The following is a 19,669-nucleotide window of genomic DNA, read 5'->3' on the forward strand; positions in this document are numbered from 1 at the left end:
AGCACGATGAGAATAAAAAAGAGACTGCACATCATTTTTGTAACCGTGCTGGTTGTGTGGATTGCAGCCGTCAACATTTGGCCGCCATACGGTTCCGCCGGCCAGGCAGCCAGCCGTTCCGTGGCGCAGGCTGCAGCTGTCGACGGCGGCAGCGGTACAAACGCATCGCAGCCTGCCGCCGATCCGGGCCCCGTAACCAAACCGGAGGCGACTGTGCCGGAAGCCGGGGGAGCTGGTGCGGCTGTGGCAGAAGGGAGTGTTGCTGCTCCGGAAGTTGCCGATAAATCTGCGGCAGCTGTGGATACCGCTGCAACGGCTGATGCCGCAAAATCTGTGGCGGCTGGTGATTCCGCTGCACAGGAAGATGCCGAAAAATCGGCGGTTGCACGTAATACCGCTGTACCTGCCGATGCTGCTACACCCTCAGCCGCACCCAATGCCGCCACAGCGCCGGAGCTGCGGCCGGTCGCTCCCGACACAAAAGCCCTGGAGAACAACAGGTTCCTGCTGTATGTGAACGAGCAGACGGGCAACGTCCGGATCAAGGATAAAGTGACCGGTGCCGATTGGCTGGGGGCTCCGCAATTGGAGAAGACGGCTATGCCGAACAACTTGAAATACACGGCGGTACCCGTTCATGTCAGATACACGCAGGGCGCCGACATTACCCAAGTCTACCCGTTAAAGGATGAGGACTCCACCGTCAAGGTGACCATGGAGCCGGATGTAGTCCGGGCGGAGTTTGCCTTTAAAAGCCTTCAGCTGGGCTTTGCACTGGAGTACCGGTTAACTAAAGACGGATTCGAGGCGTCAATTCCCCATCAATCTCTGAAAGAGTCGGGCAACGCGAAGTTCACGAGCCTGGAAGTGCTGCCATTTTTTCATGCAGCCAGGGAAGATGAGAAAGGGGCGATGATGCTGCCTGACGGCTCAGGCGCCTTGCTTGAGTTCCGTCCGGATCACCCGGCGTATCTCAAAGGATACTCCGAATATATCTATGGCGGAGACGAAACTTTTATCAAGCAGAATCATGAAATCACCGACAGCTTTTGGCAAAAAGCCGCCCCGCTGAAGGAAAACATCGCGCTGCCTGTATTCGGGATGTACCATGACGGCACCGGCTACCTCGCAATCGTTACTGAGGGGGAAACCGATGCAAAGATTAACGGCGTGCCCTCCGGCATCCGCGCCATTTCGCGCTACCGGTCGTCTTGTGAATTTACGTTGCGCAAAGATGATGTGATTTTCGTCGGGAATTCCGGACAAATCCCTTATTACCAAGGGGAAATTATCGACAGTGAACGTACTGTTCGCTATATTCTGCTGCAGGACGGGTCGGCGGATTATGTCGGGATGGCTAAGGCTTACCGCAATTATCTGCTGGAAGAAAAACAGATTCAGGCAGCGGCCCCGGCGGAGACTCCTCTGTACATCGAGGTACTGGGCGGCGTCTCCCGTAAGGAGGTTATCGGTTCCACCTTCATCGAGATGACCACGTTTCAACAGATCCGGGAGCTGATTGATCGTTATCATGTGGAGGGCGTTACTTCACTGGAAATTACCGTTTCGGGCTGGTCGAAAAACGGCTTGTACGGCAACCAGCCGGATCATTTTCCGGTGGATAAACATCTTGGGGGCGGTAAAGCATTAACAGCGCTTCAGGAATATGCCGCTCAAAAAGGGGTGCGCCTGTATTTAAAGGCTAACTACGTGAAGCCTTATCAGGACAGCGAAGGCATCAAGGCCGGCAAAGAGGCTGTACGCGGCATTAACCGTGAAGTGCTGAAGCAGTATATCTACCATCTCTCCAGCGGCTGGAATACATCAAACTATTTTTATTTGACGAAGCCGGACTTCATTGCGCGCCGCAGCACAGCGGAACTGGAAAGCTACCGGAAGCTGGGCATTACAGGCGTTCAGTTCGAGCATTTTGGCAGCCTGCTGTATTCTGATGAAGACAACCGCTCGCAGACCGACCGTCGGCGGACGCAGGACACGTATACCGGCACACTGGAGCAGTACCGTCAGGAAAGTTTGGGTACAGCCGTCGAATACGGCTATGCGTACACATTGGGCCGCGTGGACCGCATTGACCATGCACCGCTTGATTACAGCGGATTCATCTATACGGACCGGGCTATTCCGTTTTATCAGCTGGTAGTGCATGGCCTGGTTCCTTATACTTCGGATCCCGTCAACCTGTTCGATGATTCCCGCAAACAGATGCTGCGCGCGCTGGAGTATGGGGCGCTCCCAAGCTATGAGCTGACCTATGCGCCAACCAGTGATTTGCAGCGGACACTGGAGAACGGGCTGTTTACATCCTGTCTCCAGGATTGGCTTAAACCGTCTGCGGAAACTCATCTGAAACTAAAAGATGTATACAACCGGATAGCGGGCCAGCAAATGACGGATCATGAAGAGCTGGCGGAGAGTGTGTTCCGGACCACTTACGAAAGCGGCCTCAGTGTGATCACCAATTACAACGACCACGCCGTAAACGCGGCAGGGCAGCATGTGGAGGCTTTCGGCTACGCGGTGACAGGGGGATGATGATCAAGTGAAAAAATCAAAGTTATCAATGCGCGCACGCTACTATATGGAAGGGTATTCCTTTATCTCCTTGTGGCTGACCGGCTTTTTGCTGTTCATGGCCATCCCGTTGGGCCGCTCACTGTACTATTCCTTCCATCAGCTGCAGGTCAGCCAGACGGGCCTAACGGCCACTTTTGTCGGCACAGACCATTACCGTGCGGCGTTTACGACCGACGTCAATTTTTTGCCGCTGCTTAAAAACACCATGGTTTCCATGCTGAGCCAGGTTCCGCTGATCCTGATTTTTTCGCTGTTCTGCGCCATTTTACTGAACCGGAAGCTGGTGGGCAAAACCTTTTTTCGCGGCATCTTTTTTCTGCCTGTCATCATTGCTTCGGGGGCGATTCTCAGCAAGCTGATGGATCAAGGTGCGGCTAACCTGCCGATTTTTAACAACGAAAATCTGGCCAGTAAGCTGAGTGCCTTTATTCCCGGCGACCTGCTGGAGCCCTTGCTGAAATATGCGGAGTCGCTGACGTTGGTCATGTGGGATTCCGGGGTGCAGATTCTGATTTTTTTGGCCGGCCTGCAGACCATATCGGTCACGCTTTATGAAGCCGCCAAATGCGATGGGGCAACGGCGTGGGAGAGCTTTTGGAAAATCACCTTTCCGATGATCATGCCGATGACGCTGGTGAACACCTTGTTCAGCATTGTCAGTTCCTTTACAAAAGCAGATAACCAAATGATGACCCATATCCTGAACGTAGTGTTCAAGTCCAACGATTTTGGCTATGGTTCCGCAATGGGCTGGATTTATTTCGTCCTCATCTTCCTGATCCTTGGCCTGGTGTTTCTGCTGTTCCGCAATTCACTCCGTTCCACCGAAGGGAGGAAGTAAAAGATGCTCAACGAAGAGGCAAAACCGGCGAGGGCCATATCGCTCGGTGCCGTTTCCGGGCGGATAAAAGAAAGCGGAAAACTTGACAAAGTGGTGAAACGCTCGCTTCAGGTTCTTCATCTTGTTTTTTATTACCTAGTTATCCTCAGCTTGACTTTTGTATTCCTGTATCCGCTGCTCTATATGCTGTCCAAATCACTGATGCAGGCGCAGGACGTGGCGGATGCCACGGTGCAGTGGATTCCGAAAGCGATCAGCTTCCAAAACTATTCGCTGGCGTGGCGGTCGCTTAACTTCTGGGGCGGTTTTGCTAACAGCGCGATTATTTCCTTCGGAAGCGCGGTGCTGCAGATCATCAGCTGCTCGCTGGTTGGGTACGGTTTTGCCAGATACCGTTTCCCCGGTTATACCTTATGCTTCGTGCTGCTGCTCTTCACCTTTCTGGTGCCGCCGCAGACGATTGTGGTGCCGCTGTATCTGTTCTTCAGTGATCTGGGCTGGATCAATACACATTTGCCGTTTGTTGTACCGTCCCTTTTTGGACATGGTCTGAAAGGCGCGTTGTTTGTGCTGATCTTTATCCAGTTCTACCGCAGAATGCCGAATGTTCTTGAAGACGCTGCGCGGATTGACGGGGCGGGGCCCTTCCGGACTTACTGGCAGATCATGTTCCCGCTGGCCAAACCCGCGATGCTGACGGTTTTTCTGTTTTCGGTGGTGTGGCACTGGAACGACAGCTTTGAGCCGAACACCTTCCTGACGACGCCGAATTTCTTTAACCTGTCGCAGCGGCTGGCCATGTTCTACGGCTCGAACAACCAGGCGGCGGAAACGATGTCGCAGATGACTTCCGGCTCCATCGGCATGGCGCCTACCGGGCTGAACCAGGTAATGGCCGGCTGTATTTTGACGATTCTGCCGATCCTCATCCTGTATTTGTTTGTACAGCGCCACTTTGTGGAGAGCGTGGAACGTTCCGGGATAGCTGGGGAATAGGCGAATGAGCAAGCTTTAGGGCAGAGTCTGTTGAGCACTCTTAATAATCGGCAAAACATAACAAAGGTGTTCCCGGCTGTAGCGGCTGGGGACACCTTTGTTCCAGACTGTAGTAGTTATAGTGACATCCTTCAAAAAAGCGCTGCTGTTACTTTGGATTGGCAGGGCTGTGATTGGCTTGAGGCGCGACGGACGGAGCCGTCTCTGCGCGGCCCATTTTCAAACGCAGCGTCAAGGTGCAGCAGAACAGAGTCAGCAGCGCCGACAGGCCATAAACGGCAAACAAGGATAACTGGTTCATGATAAAGCCGGAGGCCGCCGTTCCGGCCAGCATTCCCAGCATCATCACCGGAACCATGACGCCGTTGGTCCGGCCGATGTATTCTTGGCGGACCTCCTGGATCATAAAGGCGCTGAATATAACTTGGAAAAAAGCCGTGCACAAACCGGACAGGATGCGGGCCCCCGCTGTCAGCAGCGGCCAGACGGACAGCACCTCCACAAACGTGAGCACCGACCAGATGAACATAATTGCCGTCATCACTTCACGGCGGTTGCGTCCCACCCAGACGGCGCAGGCCGCGGCAACCAGCCCGCCCGCAAGCATCCCGACGCCTTCCGAGGCGGTGAGCCACTGCACGCCTTCTTTGGGAAGGCCGAGCCGCTCCATAGCAACAAAGACGTCAAGCGGCTGGGTCAGCCCAATGGATAACCCGCTGATCAGAAACAATGCGGCTGTCAGGCGAAGATTGGAACTGTCTTTCACATAACGCAGCCCATCCTTCAAATCGGTCCATGGCGACGTTGTTTCATTGCGGGCTTCCCGGTTCGCATTCGGCAGCAGAAGTTGAATGGAGGCAGCCGTCAAAAATACAACAATCAGTGCAATCAGGGAGGCGTGGAGTCCAAGATGCGTGTAAATGAAGGTGCTGAGAATTGGGCCAAGAATGGTAAAGATGGCCATCATGCTTTGCGTAATCCCGACCGCCGTACCGACCTGCTCCTCCGGAACATGCTGCCGGAAGAGCACCGATGATGACGGCTGAGAGAATTGGCTGACGATTGCCGATACGACGGTGGCGATAAATACAGCCTGCCAGAACCCTCCGAGCACCAGCAGCAAAATCACTACTATCGAGACGGCGCTAAGTGTATCGCCGTAGATCACTGTCTTTTTCGGCTCCCACCGGTCGGCGAAGGTTCCCCCAATCAGCGAAAACAAGAAGATGGGCAGGTACTCCAGGGTGGTCAGCAAGGAGACGGCCACAGGATTGTTTCCGCTCTGCTCCATAATATAAAAGAGCAGTGCCATATTGCGAACCCAGATTCCGATTTGCTGCAGCAGGTCGGCGCCCGCAACGATCAGGAAAACGCGGTTTTTGAATAAGTTCTTCATCATAAAATTCTCCTTACGGTATCGGTGTGTTGATGTTTAGGTTATGGATAAACGCAAGGAGGTCTTCCTCCTTAAGGCGCGATATACTATAGAATAGGGTATACCGTAACCGGATAGTCAAGGAGGAGCTTATGGACAAGAGCAAAACGGAGATGCATTTGACAACCGGAGAATTTGCGCGGCTTTGCGGCGTAAATAAACGGACGCTGTTTCATTACGACGACATTGGTCTGCTAAAACCCGCTTATACAAGTGAAAACGGCTACCGTTACTATTCACACCGCCAATTGGATCTCTTTTTAAATATTCATATACTCAAGGAACTGAAGCTGCCGCTCAAAGAGATCCGGAGCTACCTGGACAACCGGACTGCCGAGCTTATGATCGGGATGGCGAAGCAGGAAATCCTTCATATCGAACGGGAGATCGCCAAGCTGAAAGAATTACGGCATGTGCTTGAACAAACCGCCACTTTTGCGGAAGAAGGGCTTCATGCCAAACAAGGAGAATTTCGCCTTGAGGTCCAAAGGGAAGAACGGCTGATTCGAAGCGGCGTGTTAGCAAGCGGCGATCCGCACTCGGGGTATCTGGAGTGGATAAACGATTTTCGCAAGTTCGAAGATCTCACACAGCCTGATTCTTCGTCGTTTGTCGGAACGATGGTGGAAACCCGGCAGCTGCTCCAAGAGGAGGACCCGGCTGTGTATTTTTTTGTCAGAACCAACAGCACCCGGGCAGACCTCAAGACGTTTATCAAGCCGAAAGGACAATACGCGGTGGGATACCATCACGGAAGTTACGACAAGCTGGACCAGAGCTATGCTTCCATCTTTCGCTTTATTGAAGAACAAGGCCTGGTACCGGGGGAATATGCCTATGAGGAATACCTGATTGATGAGGTTGCTGTAAAAAATGCAGAGGACTATGTGACGCGGATTACGATGGAGGTTAAACCCTAGCACTAGAACTTAAGTCTGATTGAAGGATGAAGTCCCTCCCCAGAGTGAGAGCTTTCAGCGGAGACGGGATGTTTACCAGCTGGACCTATGATTCGAATTGAAGAAAAGCGCATATTATCCTTTTTGCCCAACTTCAGCTAAAAAGCAATGCAGAGGTATCATGCCATGATGGCGGATATCGCTCTACAGCTTGTACAGAAATGGGCCCGTCCGAACCCGGGTAAATCGGTCGATATGCCGGAAGACGTGACGATCCATTCAACCGACATACCAAACGGCGAAGTTAAAGGACGAGTCAAAGCACTTAGACTAAGTTTTTACTACTATAATAAGAACTAGAGCTTACCTTTTGTAGTTGCTAGCTTAACGGTCAGTGACACGTTTACCGGATTACCCAGACTTGGGCTAACACTAACAACGTGATTGCCCGTTGACCATGGGCTTAATGCAGCATCAGAATTTTGTTGGCCTGGGGGCACTTTAAACTGCATTTTTACATGCCCGGTTTCCTTGCCTTGAGTTACCGTAACAACAACTGTGTCTAGGCCATTATTTTTCACCCAAACCTTCGCCCAGCCGTTGTTGGCGGGAATATTGAAAGCAGGCACAATTGCAGAAGGCTCTCCTAGAACAGTTAAAAGCTTATACGGGCAGATAGGCGAGGAAGGTAAATTAGCACTATGCGCAGGAAGGCCCGGTTTCGGAGTTGAAGCAAATTCCTTCTGGCCAGCTGCATTTGCAGGCGATGAGGTAATGATAGTTGAAATAGCCAAAATTGATGACAGTACAGTTATCGATGCACCTTTCACAGTTGACCTCCCATAATTGCAATTACATGGCACCTATACTATTATTTCCAATATAGTACTATCGTTATGTAAAGTAAATCATTATGAATCTATGAAAGCAAAATCCCATCATTAAATAGGGGGAATATGCCTATGAGGAATACCTTGGGGGAAAACTCTCCGTTTCACTTTTAATTCCAGGTGTTAACTGAAGTGTAGGCCATACTCTCAGAACTAGAACCAAGAACTCTCAGGACTAGAACTCATGCTCTGATTGAAGGAGGTACGTTATGGAACAACAGGTGATTCCTCAACCCAAACCTAAAGGCATCCTCGGCAATCTTCCCGATATCGATGCTGACAAACCGGTGCAGTCCATGATGAAGCTGGCTAAGGAATATGGCCCGATCTTCCGGCTGGACCTTCCCGGCGGTCACATGAACTTTGTGTCGGGTCACCGTTTGGTAGAGGAGGTGTGCGATCAATCGAGGTTTGATAAAAATGTATGGAGTCCGCTGCAGCGGGTTAGAGCCTTCACCGGAGACGGGCTGTTCACCAGTTGGACCCATGAACCGAATTGGAAAAAAGCGCATAATATCCTTTTGCCCAGCTTCAGCCAAAGAGCAATGCAGGGGTATCATGCCATGATGACGGATATCGCTTTACAGCTTGTCCAGAAGTGGGCCCGGCTGAACCCGGGTGAATCGGTCGATGTGCCGGAAGACATGACGCGGCTTACGCTGGATACCATCGGCTTGTGCGGTTTTAACTACCGGTTCAACAGCTTTTATAAAGAGCACCCGCATCCCTTCGTGCTGAGTATGCAGAGAGCGCTGGATGAGGCGATGAATCAGGGACAAAGGCTGCAAATCCAAAACAAGCTGATGCTGCTCACCAAACGCCAGTTTAATCATGATATTCAATCCATGTTTTCGACGGTGGATCAGATTATTGCGGAACGGCGGGAAGGGAACACGGAAGGCAAAGACGATCTTCTGTCCCATATGCTGAGCAGTAAGGATCCTGAAACGGGCGAAGCGCTGGACGACGAAAATATCCGTTACCAGATCATTACGTTCCTGATCGCGGGACATGAGACGACAAGCGGCTTGTTGTCGTTTGCTTTTTATTTCCTGCTGAAGCATCCGGATAAGCTGAAAAAAGCCCAGGAAGAGGTCAGCCGGCTGCTTACCGACCCTGTGCCAACCTATAAGCAGGTACGAGAACTGAAGTATATCCGGATGGTTTTGAACGAAAGCCTGCGGCTGTGGCCAACCGCGCCCGCATTCTCGCTGTATGCGAAGGAAGATACGGTAATAGGCGGAAAATATCCGATCCATAAAGACGAGCCGGTTACGGTCCTGATACCGATGCTTCACCGGGATAAGGAAGCTTGGGGAGAGGATGTGGAGGAATTCCGTCCCGAGCGGTTCGAAGATGATGCCAAGGTTCCGCATCATGCGTTCAAACCGTTTGGCAACGGCCAGCGCGCCTGCATCGGCCAGCAGTTCGCCATGCACGAAGCGACACTGGTGCTAGGGCTGCTGCTGAAGCATTTTGAACCGGTGGATCATACCAGCTATAAGCTGGAGGTTAAAGAGACCCTGACGCTTAAACCGGACCATTTTACAATGATGGTGAACGTCAGAGAGCAGCCTGCGGTCGGTGTGGTGAACCCGGAAGAAACCGGCGGAGAGGGCGGTACTGGAACACCGCAGCTTAAACCAAGCCCCGGCATCAAGGGACATGATACCCCGCTGCTTGTCCTGTACGGCTCCAATTTGGGGACGGCAGAGGGCATCGCCCGTGAGCTGGCGGACAATGCCAGACTGCTTGGGTTCAACAGTACGTCAGCTAGCCTGGATTCGTATGTGGGTAAACTTCCCGACAAAGGCGCGGTGCTGATCATCAGCGCTTCCTATAATGGCAATCCGCCGGACAACGCCAGACAGTTTACGGAATGGCTCTCGGAAGAAGAGGCCGGAAAAATGAAAGGCGTTCGCTATGCCGTGTTTGGCTGCGGCGACCATAACTGGGCTAGCACTTATCAAAAGGTACCTGCTTTTATCGATGAGCGTTTGCAGGAGCTGGGAGCGGAGCGGCTGCTGGAGCGGGGAGAAGGCGACGCAAGCGGCGACTTCGAACTGGAGTACGAGGCTTGGAGAGATAAGCTGTGGGCCGGAATTATGGAAGCTTTCGGGCTGGAATATAAGGCCGAACCCGCTAAGCAGGAGAGTACGCTCTCTATCAGCTTTGTCAGCGGCATGGCTGGGACGCCGCTTGCCGAGACGTATGACGCTTTCCATGCGAAAGTAGTGGTGACCCGGGAATTGCAGCGGCCGGGGAGCGGGCGGAGCACCCGGCATGTGGAAATCGCCCTCCCGGAAGGGGCTGTATATCATGAAGGCGACCATTTGGGCGTGCTGCCGCGTAATCCCCGGGAGCTGATTGAACGGGTGATCCGCCGTTTTCATCTGCGGCCAGACGATCACCTGCTGCTGGAAGGCGGCGGCCGGAGTGCGGCCCATCTTCCGATCGGCAGACCGGTAAGCCTGATGGAGCTGCTTGGCAACAGCGTAGAGCTTCAGGAGGCGGCAAGCCGGGCACAATTGCGGGAGATCGCCGCTTTTACGGTCTGCCCTCCACACAAGAAAGAGCTCGAAGCAATGCTGGAGGAAGAGACGTACCGGAACGAAATTATGAAAAAACGCGTCAGTATGCTGGGGCTGATCGAACGTTATCCGGCCTGCGAGATGCCGTTTGACCGTTTCCTTGAGCTGCTGCCGCCGCTTAAACCGAGGTACTATTCGATCTCCAGCTCGCCGAGGAAAAACCGGGACAACGTCAGCATCACTGTCGCGGTAGTCCAAGGGCCGGCGCGCAGCGGGAACGGCGAATACCGCGGGATTGCTTCCAACTATTTAAGCGGGCTGGAAGAAGGGGATGCGGTAGCCGTATTTATCCGGCGGCCTGGCTCGGGCTTCGAGCTCCCCGGGAATCCGGAGACTCCGGTCATCATGATCGGTCCTGGAACCGGCCTTGCGCCGTTCCGCGGTTTCCTGCAGGCGCGTGAGGTTATGCGTAATGAAGGGAAGACGCTTGGGGAAGCCCATCTGTACTTCGGCTGCCGGAATCCCGATGAAGATTTTATATACAAGGAAGAGCTGGAGGCGTACGAAAAAACGGGCATCGTAACGCTTCATACTGCTTTTTCCCGGGTGGATCCCACCGCCAAGGTGTATGTCCAGCATCGGATAAAAGAAGACCGGGAGCTGCTTATGTCTCTGCTTGATCAGGGAGCCCGGCTGTATGTGTGCGGCGATGGCACGCGTATGGCTCCCGACGTGGAAGAGACGCTGCGCAGCGCCTACCGGGAGGCGAAGGGATGCGGCGAGGAAGAAGCGGCAAGCTGGCTGGACGGCCTGTTGGCTACTGGCCAGTATGCCAAGGATGTGTGGACCGGAATTTAACGGTCACAGTGAAAGCGATTCTGACAAGAGCTTCGACATGAGCTTTTGTCTAGAGCTTCAATCAAGAGCTTCAGTCAATGTGCTGAAGCTCTTTTTTTATTTGAGCTGCGTCATCGATGAGTTAAAAATCTGCCTTTTTCCGATAATTTGGCAGTAGAAATCCGCTGTCCGGCAGCCCTTGAAATTAGCTGAAATTTATTTGATCAAAATATAAACATTCTAAATTTTATTTCCGATAATCTTTCTATCTATTAGAGCATTAAAATGTTGCTGGGATACGGAAACAAATTAATCATCTAGAGATAGATTGGATAAAAGGAGCTTTCTATGAAAAAGAGACATAAGCTTAAAACAAAATCCTTATCTGTTTTATCCACTGCTGCATTGCTTGGTTCTATGGTTACCACCGCTTCAGCTGCCACACCATTAACGGATATCCCAAACAACTATGCTAAGGAAGCTATTTTGGAACTGGTTTCCAAGGGGATTATGAACGGCACCGGAAACGGAAAATTCAGCCCTTCCAGCAACATTTCCAGACAAGATTTTGCCATTGTTCTTGTAAAAGCTCTAAAATTGGACGTAAGTTCCAGTCCGGCTACGGCCACCTTTAGTGATGTGCCGACCACCCACTATGCCTTTGCTGCAGTAGAAGCTGCCGCCAAAGCAGGCCTTATTAAAGGTATGGGCGGAGGCAAATTTGGCGTCTCGCAAAACATCACCCGCGAGCAAATGGCGGTTGTGTTTGTGAATGCGCTGCAACTTGATGTATCTGATCAAACTTCAAAATCATTGACTTTTAGAGATGCCAACTTAATCTCCGATTGGGCCAAAAGCGCTGTCGCTGCAGCAGTTGAGCTTGGGTTGATGGCGGGGAAACCGGACGGTTCTTTTGATCCCTCGAACAACGCCAGCAGACAGGAGGTCGCCTTGGTAGCCTCCAAGTTTTTGACGCAAAAACAAAAACTTGATGAACAGACCAGTAATACGACACCCTCACAGGAACCTGCGGCATCGAATACGCCATCTGCTCAGCCGTCGCCAAAGGCAACTACAACGCCGGCGCCTTCTTCACCAACCGTCATTGTAACAACGCCAGTGGAAGATTCATCGACGCCTGAGCCTTCGCCGACTGCGACCCCGTCGCTTGAACCTAAGCCAACACCGACTCCGTCGCCGTCGCCTGAACCAACACCGACTCCGGTGCCGTCGTCTGAGCCTGAACCAACACCGACTCCGTCGCCGTCGCCAGTGATTGAGCCAACGCCAACTCCGGTGCCGTCGTCTGAACCTGAGCCAACTCTGACTCCGTCGCCGTCGCCAGTGATTGAGCCAACACCGACTCCGTCGCCGTCGTCTGAGCCTGAACCAACACCGACTCCGACCCCGTCGCCATCGCCTGTAATTGAACCAACGCCGACTCCGGTGCCGTCGTTTGAGCCTGAACCGACTCCGTCGCCATCGCCAGTGATTGAGCCTACGCCGTCTCCGTCGCCGATGCCAACAACTGAGCCTACGCCGGCACCAACTCCGGCTCCGGAGGATCATCCTCCAGTGGCTTTTAATGCCTATATTTCAGCGGGCAAACTGGAAGCTGGCGAGACCCTTTCCGGAAATTACTTCTACGATGATCAGGATGGGGATGCGGAAGGCGGATCTGCTTTTAAATGGTATCGAGTAGATAACGATGGGGTCAGCAACCAGACCTTGATCGAAGGTGCAAATGATAAAAACTACACCCTGACGGCTGAAGACAGCGGTCATAAAATTATTTTTGAAGTGACGCCAATTGACAATAAGGGTGTACGCGGTCTGCCCCTAACTGCGATTACGTATAACGATGTATCCGATCCCGCACCTGTCATAACAGGCCTTTCGGCAAAAACGCCTGAGGAACAGTCCTATTTTAATAGTGCAATTTCTCCGGGTTCCGACGACAAAGACATCGCCACAGCCCAGTTGTGGAGATCCACTCCCGACGGGTTGGATTATCAATCCCAGGTTTACGATGTGCTGTCGACGGACTATCAATGGGGGAGCACCGTTTCACTGGATGGCAACTATAAACTTGTCGTAACGGATCAGGGCGGAAACTCGACTACGGTTTATTTTACAATTGACCAAATTGTCCCAGAGGTAACCGATGTTGTTCAATCGCAGATACACGGATTGGAAAACGGTGTTTATGATTACGGTGACCTGATTATGATTAAGTTCAGCGATTATATTAAAAAGTTCGATTTTTATGACGAAATGTCCGGGACGGATAACGCCGGCGAAGCGGCGGGTTTGACAATGCCGGTGCTTGAAGCGGCGGCGCAGCGATCGGGATACAGCTTTGGAGAAGGCGCGCAATTAACAGCCGCTTCGTATATTCCGTTCCAACCGCTTTACGGGAATGACTTTGAAATCTCGCTTGGAGAACACGCTAATCTTCCAACTGAAGGGCTAGTGCTTGAATTGGATGCGGCCAACATTTTTACTCCATCCAAAATCCAAGCGGCAGGCGACATTGTCTCTATCGCCATTCCTGCACTGGAACAACCTAACCATGCCCCAACGCTCAACGAAACTTGGAGCGCTCCTGAGTTTACGGTGGGTGAAGCCGGGAGCCTGAGTCTCACCGGGCTGTTTATTGATGAGGATGAAGATGAACTGACCTATTCGACCGAAAACCTGACTCCCGGTATTGCAGCAATTACAGAAGACACAGGGGCTGTATTGACCATTAACCCGGTTGCAAGCGGAACAGCAAAATTCCAAGTGACCGTCAGCGACGGGACAAATACTGAAGTAACGACTATTTCGGTTACAGTAAAAGATGTGCAGCCAGCACCGTATATCTCTGAGATGATATGGGGGAGCGATGAGAGTACCCAGGCCATCGAGCTTTATAACCCGACGGATACTCCTGTCACAGGAGTGAGGCTGACGATAGGCGGGCAGGACATTTACGTGGACGAATCCTTTACAATCCCTGCGCACGGGGTCCATGTGATCGCCGACTGGCTTGGTAATTTTAACTTCGAAGATGAGGAAATGTACTACGCCGCTATGGATATGGAATTTGATCCGGAGGGAGCGGAGCCGCTTGAAGTGATTCTTTACGTAAACGACGTACCCGTGGATATCACCAGCATGTCTCCTAAAGAAACCATGCGCAGAAAAACTAGTATTATTAAAGGTTCGAGTTCTTATATACAATCAGAATGGGAATTCTACACTGTCGATACCACTGAAGGTCTTGGAAGTCGTGATTAAGGAGAGGCGATTCGTATGGATAAGTCATCAAGCATCAAACATTTTATAGCCGCGGTCTTATTGACCGTGTCCGCTTCTCCTTTTTCATCTGTCGGTTATGCGGCAACAAACAGCCAGCAGCTAAGCGATCTTGCAAAAGTAAGCCTGCAGCGGCAAGCTGAAATTAAGCAGGCGATTCAGCAAGGGCTGTTAGTCGGGGACCCGAATGGCAATTTCCGGCCTTATGACAGTATTACCCGGCAGGATATGGCTGTTATTTTGTCACGGGCACTGCAATTACCTGCTGCCAAACACACACACTCTAGTTTCTCGGATGTTAAACAAGCTAACTGGGCCGCTTCTTCTATAGAAGCGGTTCGTCAAGCTGGATTTATGACCGGCAGCACCCAAGGGCAGTTCCGTCCCAAAGCGCCAATGACTTATCAGGAATTGGCCGTAGTGCTGAGCCGTGCCATTCAGTGGCAGACAGAAGAGGCGGACAATGAGCTGGTGAAAGAGGAGATGAAGACGGCTGCTCCGTGGGCCCGGGAAGCGCTGCAGCAATCGGCCGCGGAAGGTGTATTCAGCGAATCGGAGCTTTTGAACGCCAATCAGCCGGTACAAAGACAGGTTTTGGCCGGCATTTTGCTTGATTCCTTTTTCCCGGAGAATCGTCCGGCCACACTGCAGCGGGTTAACGATACAAGTGTTCGGATCAATGGCATTAGCTATTCACTCTCAGACCAGGTGAGCCGCCTGCTTAGTTTCCGCAACGCGAAAGTGCTGGAAGGCGCAAAAATCAAATATTCTGCGGAAGGCCGTACCCTTCTCAGCGTTGCTTCGCTTGAAATTAAGAAAAGCGGATCCCCCGCTGAAAAAGGCAAAGCAGAATTTAGCGGGAACCTTGAGCTGGATGGCGGAGGGGCGACGCTGGGCGGAGACCTCAAAATTTCGGGCGATTATGTTTCCGTTACAAATTTAACGGTAGACGGGGATTTTGAAATTACTTCGAAGCTTGCTCATGATTTTTATGCAAAAAATTTGGCCGTATCCGGGCAGACACGGGTTAATGGCGGTGACGACAATACCGTTGTTTTTGAAAATGCTTCGCTCGGTCAAGTGGATGTTAACAAGCAGGGTGTTCATGTAGAAGCCGTCGGAAGCACAGCAATTGACAAGGCAACTGTCAGCTCCGATGCTACCCTTACCTTTGGCAATGCTGCAACCGTTAAACAAGTCAGCCTTCAGGACGGTGCTGCAAATGTAGCGTTATCCGGAAATATAGGTGTGCTGGAACTGGCTGGCGGGCAAAAAATCTCCGTTACCGGCAGCGCAAAAATTGGTGAAGTTCAAGTCAACGGCTCGGGAGCAGCGTCCCTTAACCTTGCAGGAAACGTGCAGCGGGTTAGTGTAAATAATCCCAATGGTTCAGTAGCTGTGGGGGGAAATACCAAGGTTGAAACGGTGAGTTTGGGCGCAAATGTGCCTGCGTCTGCGGTAAGCGGAGTTGCTGCGCCTTCCGGGGCTGCAGATGCTTCTGAGTCTTCGCAACCTTCACCTTCACCTTCACCTTCACCTTTGGCTTCACCTTCGCCGGCACCGGCCAGCCCGACGCCTGCACCTGTTAACCAAGCACCGATAGCCACTCGTGTTATGGAGGACCAAAGCTTTTCGATTACAGATGGAAGTGTTCTGGTTGATGTGACAGGATTATTTACCGACCCGGATAATGATAAGCTGACGGTTGGTGCGTTAACCTCGAACAGAAACGTGGTTACGGTAAAATTGACCGGCAACAGTCTTTCGCTGGTTCCGGTGGCTGCAGGCAGTGCGGTAATTACACTTCGTGCCAGTGACGGAAAAGGGCACCTAACAAGCGCCGCTTTTAACGTCACGGTTACCGAAACGCCGGCCACACCAGTGCCGACACCAACGCCGTCGCCGGAACCGACACCAACGCCGTCACCGGAGCCTACACCAACGCCGTCGCCGGAACCAACTCCGACTCCGTCGCCGGAGCCTACACCAACGCCGTCGCCGGAACCAACTCCGACTCCGTCACCGGAGCCAACGCCAACTCCGTCGCCGGAACCAACACCGACTCCGTCGCCGGAACCAACACCGACTCCGTCGCCGGAACCGACACCGACTCCGTCACCGGAGCCAACGCCAACTCCGTCGCCGGAACCGACACCAACTCCGTCGCCGGAACCAACACCGACGCCGTCACCGGAGCCAACACCAACACCGTCACCGGAGCCAACGCCAACTCCGTCGCCGGAGCCAACACCGACTCCGTCGCCGGAACCAACACCAACTCCGTCGCCGGAACCGACACCGACTCCGTCGTTGGAACCAACACCGACTCCGTCATCGGAGCCGACACCAACGCCGTCGCCGGAGCCTACACCAACGCCGTCGCCGGAACCGACACCAACTCCGTCACCGGAACCGACACCGACGCCTAATCAGGTTCCTGTCGGAGTAGATATACCCGATCAAACTTTGGACGAGGGTGCGGCGGCTAAGGATATTGATTTGGCGCAGTATTTTTCAGACCCGGATCAGGACCTGCTGACGTACTCTGTTACCGTAAGTGATTCTACAATTGCCAGCGTTTCGGTGAACGGCAGTATCTTAACGATATCGCCTGTTATGGGAGGGAACGTATTCCTTACTGTAAAAGCTATAGATTCCAAGGGCGGGTCTGCCGAAAAAACCATCAATCTCACGGTTACGCCAAAAGCTCCGAACAAAGCTCCCGAAGTCGTGAGCATGATCCAGACACAGGTGCTTAGTCCCGGATATACCAATGAGCGAAGTTATGACCTGTCCCAACTGTTCACTGATCCTGAAGGGGATGTAATGACTTATACGGCCGTATCAAACCTTCCGGGGGCTGCACAGGTCAACGTGGGAGGCAGCGTACTCACCTTGTCTCCAGGAACAGCCGGGCACACAGGTGCGGTTGTTGTAACAATTACAGCTACCGACAGCAAAGGCAACCAGGCAACCTATGATTTAAATGTAGTTGCGGTTTCCCTAGTCAATAATGGATACATTCCGGTAAATACAAAAGCGGGAGTATCCAACCTCACGGTGAATCTGAATTCGTATTTTCCTAATGATCCAACCCTGCAGCAGTATTTAGCCACGCCTGATCAAACCTTAACAGGGCCGACGACGATGTATGGCAAGGTTTGGAGTAATTCCCCGATGGCCATGGATTATTGGGTTGTTGGTGCAGATTATAAAGCGGTATTGATCCGGGTTTCCGTATCGCAGCAGACTAATAATAACGCTTATTTCAGCCAGTATATCGATGGCGGGGACAATAACAAAACGTTCCAAATCTTGAATCCTTACTACGGCACAAATCAAAAGTTTGCTGGCTTCTCGCTGGAAATGGTGCATTATAACCCGGCGACGAACCAAACAAGCAGCAGTACTTATAATATTTTAGATCTTCCGTCCGACTTATCGCAGGGCACAAAATACGTCAATTATATAGACCGCGGATTTTATGAATTTTTTGATCTCATCCCGACTGCTTATTACAATGATGAACTTATACTGAATATTCCGGGTTCGAGATTGACTGCTATCATTCTTAAAAAAGACGGGCAAATCATTGATGTTATGGGAGATCCCAAGGGCCAAACGGAACTTTTACCGAATGGCGGTACAATTATTCGCAAGAGCAGTATTCACAGCTCATCGTTAACGTATAACCTGCCGGGCGAGTGGAACTTATACCCCAAAGGCACCTATCAGTATTACAACCAACAAACGCCTTAAGCAACTTCTATTTCCTCTGCTGCAGCTCCATTTATGGGGCTGCTTTTTTTGTCTCCAGATTAATTCCCTCCTGCCCGGGCCCATGCGATGGATTAACTTGATTGTTTCGATACAGCTTCGCTGTGAAGCTCCGGCATATCCCATTTCTCGGGTAATTCTTGGGACATTGGATAAGATAAGGCATGTACCCTTCAAGGAGGCGATTAAAAGTGGACTTATCCTGGCATCTGATCTGGAAGTGTATCTTTCTTGTTTTAACAGGGATTCTGTTGCTGCGTTTGTCGGGCCGAAAATCCATTGCACAAATGAATGTGGCAACGACCGTCATTATGATCTCTATAGGTGAATTAATTGCGCAAGGAATCATTGAAAAATCCGTCTGGCGGGCCATCGCGTCGGTCGCTATGTTCCTGGTTGTGTTGGTTGTGCTGGAATTTTTGGAAATTCGCTCCGAAAGGGTTCAAAACCTCATCACAGGAGAAGCGGTCGTTGTCATACGTGATGGACAATTGGATATGCAGGCCTTACGGAAGCTCCGGATTACAGTGAAGCAGCTGGAGATGCGGCTGCGGCAGTTAGGCATTTCCAATATGGCTGACATCAAACAGGGAGTGATTGAGGCAAACGGCGAGCTGGGGTATGAGCTTACAGAGGCGGCAACACCTGTTACAAAACGCGACCTGGAACTGTGGCTTACCCAAATTGGAGTGAAAAAGGGCTCAAGTTGAGGCTCCGCGGCCCGGATTGGTTTCTTGTTGCCCGATATCAGACTTCTCTCTGTATTCAGTTGGAGTCAAACCTGCGAACTTCTTAAACTGCCGCATAAAATGGACATCGTTTTCGTAACCGCAAATGCCGGAAATGTGGCTGACCGCATAGGATGTGTTTTTTAATAGATAGGAGGCATATCCTAACCGGTTGAGGATGAGGTCTTGAATGACCGGTATGCCAAAAATTTGTTTGTACATATGCTGAAAATAAGACCGGCTCATATTCATCTTCCCCGCCAAAAATTCAACAGTAAACCAGGTAGAAGGAGAACTGTACACTTCATTTCTCAGGTTCAAAAACTGATCGTAGTATTTACTGATCTGACTGTTCGGCTCTACATGATTGCGGATATCGCTAAGCTTCATGAACAGGCAGCGGATGGTGTAATCGATGATCTCCTCCCGGAAGGTCCCGTTCTGCAGATTCTCCCAATGAATCTCATTTACCTTTCTGGATATGTAGAAGGGGTCATGTGCTTTGATTAAGGTATCCAGCGGAAGATTCAGCCGGTCAAAAAACGCATCCGCAGCATCCATATCAAAATGAAACCAGTCATGGATCAGAGGCTGTTCGGCATCCCGGTAGAAATAGGAACTGTTTTTGTTAAAAATAATAAAGGTATTCGATTCGATCATCCCAGTCTGCGACTGAATCTTCAGTTCCATCGGGCTCCGGAAAAATAAAAAGACGTAATCCCCAGATCCGTTCGGGCGATCAACCACAAAGCCTTCCGGATGGATTACATTTGAACCGCAGCGCTTTAGTTGTATCAATACTTCCCCTCCTAAAAAAAGACAATAGATCAGTCATTGGTT

General features: G+C 51.5%; 11 protein-coding genes and 1 pseudogene. 9 read left to right on the forward strand and 3 right to left on the reverse strand.

What is annotated here, in order from left to right; genetic code table 11:
- Nucleotides 1-6 precede the first annotated feature (6 nt).
- From ACE6ED_RS08875 to ACE6ED_RS08885, 3 genes are read left to right on the forward strand one after another with little or no spacing between them, the layout of a single operon-like run.
- Nucleotides 7-2,553, forward strand: coding sequence for a DUF5696 domain-containing protein (locus ACE6ED_RS08875; protein WP_410826757.1), 2,547 nt, complete (start codon nucleotides 7-9; stop codon nucleotides 2,551-2,553).
- 7 nt (nucleotides 2,554-2,560) lie between these two features.
- Nucleotides 2,561-3,436 carry a carbohydrate ABC transporter permease gene (locus ACE6ED_RS08880; protein WP_410826758.1) on the forward strand — a complete coding sequence of 292 codons (876 nt, stop codon included), beginning with the start codon at nucleotides 2,561-2,563 and terminating at the stop codon, nucleotides 3,434-3,436.
- Between the two features lie 3 nt (nucleotides 3,437-3,439).
- Nucleotides 3,440-4,432 carry a carbohydrate ABC transporter permease gene (locus ACE6ED_RS08885; protein WP_410826759.1) on the forward strand — a complete coding sequence of 331 codons (993 nt, stop codon included), beginning with the start codon at nucleotides 3,440-3,442 and terminating at the stop codon, nucleotides 4,430-4,432.
- Nucleotides 4,433-4,580: 148 nt separating this feature from the next.
- Here the strand turns inward: ACE6ED_RS08885 and ACE6ED_RS08890 are convergent, their stop codons facing one another.
- Nucleotides 4,581-5,831 (reverse strand): MFS transporter, encoded by a 1,251-nt coding sequence (locus ACE6ED_RS08890; protein WP_410826760.1) that lies wholly within the window; start codon nucleotides 5,829-5,831, stop codon nucleotides 4,581-4,583.
- A 128-nt stretch (nucleotides 5,832-5,959) separates the two neighbouring features.
- Here ACE6ED_RS08890 and ACE6ED_RS08895 point away from each other — a divergent pair, with 128 nt between their 5' ends.
- Nucleotides 5,960-6,787 carry a MerR family transcriptional regulator gene (locus ACE6ED_RS08895; RefSeq protein WP_410826761.1) on the forward strand — a complete coding sequence of 276 codons (828 nt, stop codon included), beginning with the start codon at nucleotides 5,960-5,962 and terminating at the stop codon, nucleotides 6,785-6,787.
- A gap of 32 nt (nucleotides 6,788-6,819) precedes the next feature.
- Nucleotides 6,820-7,039 (forward strand): annotated as a pseudogene (locus ACE6ED_RS08900) (hypothetical protein); the annotation flags it as partial.
- An 83-nt stretch (nucleotides 7,040-7,122) separates the two neighbouring features.
- On the opposite strand, the gene ACE6ED_RS08905 reads toward ACE6ED_RS08900, so the two are convergent.
- On the reverse strand, nucleotides 7,123-7,596 hold the full coding sequence (locus ACE6ED_RS08905; protein ID WP_410826762.1) for a hypothetical protein: 474 nt from the start codon (nucleotides 7,594-7,596) through the stop codon (nucleotides 7,123-7,125).
- A 269-nt stretch (nucleotides 7,597-7,865) separates the two neighbouring features.
- Between ACE6ED_RS08905 and ACE6ED_RS08910 the strand changes: the two genes are divergently transcribed.
- From ACE6ED_RS08910 to ACE6ED_RS08925, 4 genes are all read left to right on the forward strand, one after another.
- A complete protein-coding gene (locus ACE6ED_RS08910; RefSeq protein ID WP_410826763.1) occupies nucleotides 7,866-11,045 on the forward strand; it encodes a bifunctional cytochrome P450/NADPH--P450 reductase in 3,180 nt (1,059 codons plus the stop codon).
- Nucleotides 11,046-11,372: 327 nt separating this feature from the next.
- Nucleotides 11,373-14,306 carry an S-layer homology domain-containing protein gene (locus ACE6ED_RS08915; RefSeq protein WP_410826764.1) on the forward strand — a complete coding sequence of 978 codons (2,934 nt, stop codon included), beginning with the start codon at nucleotides 11,373-11,375 and terminating at the stop codon, nucleotides 14,304-14,306.
- A gap of 15 nt (nucleotides 14,307-14,321) precedes the next feature.
- Entirely contained in the window at nucleotides 14,322-18,083 is a 3,762-nt protein-coding gene (locus ACE6ED_RS08920; protein ID WP_410826765.1) for an S-layer homology domain-containing protein, read from the forward strand.
- Between the two features lie 209 nt (nucleotides 18,084-18,292).
- The gene (locus ACE6ED_RS08925) at nucleotides 18,293-18,811 is read left to right on the forward strand and encodes a DUF421 domain-containing protein (protein WP_410826766.1); all 519 of its coding nucleotides are present in this window, start codon (nucleotides 18,293-18,295) and stop codon (nucleotides 18,809-18,811) included.
- On the opposite strand, the gene ACE6ED_RS08930 is transcribed toward ACE6ED_RS08925, so the two are convergent.
- On the reverse strand, nucleotides 18,803-19,627 hold the full coding sequence (locus ACE6ED_RS08930) for a helix-turn-helix domain-containing protein (RefSeq protein WP_410826767.1): 825 nt from the start codon (nucleotides 19,625-19,627) through the stop codon (nucleotides 18,803-18,805). The two genes, ACE6ED_RS08925 and ACE6ED_RS08930, sit on opposite strands and share 9 nt — an antisense overlap.
- Nucleotides 19,628-19,669: the final 42 nt, after the last annotated feature.

Origin of the sequence: Paenibacillus nanchangensis, from assembly GCF_046543445.1 — a bacterium.
In the GTDB taxonomy this organism is placed as follows: domain Bacteria; phylum Bacillota; class Bacilli; order Paenibacillales; family Paenibacillaceae; genus Paenibacillus_AQ; species Paenibacillus_AQ nanchangensis.

Excerpts from the sequence above, each read along its gene's own strand:
- ACE6ED_RS08875 (WP_410826757.1), top strand. The coding sequence starts at position 7 with ATGAGAATAAAAAAGAGACTGCACATCATTTTTGTAACCGTGCTGGTT.
- ACE6ED_RS08885 (WP_410826759.1), top strand. The coding sequence starts at position 3,440 with ATGCTCAACGAAGAGGCAAAACCGGCGAGGGCCATATCGCTCGGTGCC.
- ACE6ED_RS08890 (WP_410826760.1), bottom strand. The coding sequence starts at position 5,831 with ATGATGAAGAACTTATTCAAAAACCGCGTTTTCCTGATCGTTGCGGGC.
- ACE6ED_RS08895 (WP_410826761.1), top strand. The coding sequence starts at position 5,960 with ATGGACAAGAGCAAAACGGAGATGCATTTGACAACCGGAGAATTTGCG.
- ACE6ED_RS08910 (WP_410826763.1), top strand. The coding sequence starts at position 7,866 with ATGGAACAACAGGTGATTCCTCAACCCAAACCTAAAGGCATCCTCGGC.
- ACE6ED_RS08915 (WP_410826764.1), top strand. The coding sequence starts at position 11,373 with ATGAAAAAGAGACATAAGCTTAAAACAAAATCCTTATCTGTTTTATCC.
- ACE6ED_RS08920 (WP_410826765.1), top strand. The coding sequence starts at position 14,322 with ATGGATAAGTCATCAAGCATCAAACATTTTATAGCCGCGGTCTTATTG.